Annotated in this window: 1 protein-coding gene; it reads right to left on the reverse strand. The window is 70.6% G+C overall.

The window, feature by feature from the left end; translation table 11 throughout:
• A partial coding sequence (locus tag AB0E94_RS53330) for a DNRLRE domain-containing protein (RefSeq protein WP_360344714.1) occupies positions 1 to 1,009 on the reverse strand: 1,009 nt, incomplete at both ends.

The raw sequence follows: 1,009 nt of genomic DNA on the forward strand, positions 1-1,009 counted from the left end.
GGAGACCTTGAACTTGCGCCAGGTCAGCGTGTCCGACTCGCTGGTGGCGCGCATGCCGAGCGTGATGCTCGACCAACCGCCGTTGGCGCCCTGCTGGGCCGCGTTCTTGACGTCGAAGCTCACGTAGTCGTCGCTGCAACTGCTGCCGTAGCCGTGGGCGAAGGACCGCTTCTGTTGCAGGGTCGTCCAGCTCGGCTGCTTGTTCCAGGTGGTGCCGGAGGAGATGGCGCCGGTGAGCCAGAGCTGCATTTCACGGGCCGTGCAGTTCCACGAGTGGTTGTTCAGCACCTTGAAGCTGGCCGAGCTGACGGTGGCGCCCTTGATGCTGCTGCTGTAGCCCATCCGCCAGAAGGAGCGGGTCCGCAGCGGCGTGTCCTGCTCGTAGCCCACCCGGGCGTCCGTGGTGCCGGAGTTGAAGTTGGTGCCGTTCCAGGTGTTGGTGTTGGGGTGCTGCGAGTAGACGGTCGCCCAGGCCTGCTTGCCGGTGATGAGGGTCGGGTCGAGGAAGACGGGGAAGCGCACGCCCTCGCCGGTGAGCAGGCCGGTGGCGGCGGCGTCCAGGCGCAGGCGGGCGTCGCCCGTGCCGTCGCCGTCCAGCCGGGTGGGGATCCGGGCCTGCCGGGCGCCCGGCTCGCTGCCGCAGAGCCCCGAGAGCGACAGCACGTCGGCGCTGGTGGCGACAGCGGTGCGGGTGGCGGTGTCCGGCGCCTCGGGGTCCCGGCCGGCGGAGTCCCAGGCAAACGGGGTGGGGATCGAGCTGATCTCCTCCCCGCTGACCCGGTCGAGGGCCTGGACACCGCCGGTGGTCGCGTCGTGGCGGAAGACCAGCGTCTCGGAGCGCAGGCCGTAGGTCACGGCGCTGACTGCCCTGATCGTCTCGGCCGACCGGTTCTTGACGATCAGCAGCTGGCCGAAGCCGCCCTCCTGACGGGCGACGACGAGCAGGTCCGCCCCGGGAAGAACGTCGGGGTAGAGGGCGCGCGGACCGTCGAGCACCGGCTTCGGCAGC

The organism is Actinoplanes sp. NPDC026670, from assembly GCF_040638175.1.
In the GTDB taxonomy this organism is placed as follows: domain Bacteria; phylum Actinomycetota; class Actinomycetes; order Mycobacteriales; family Micromonosporaceae; genus Actinoplanes.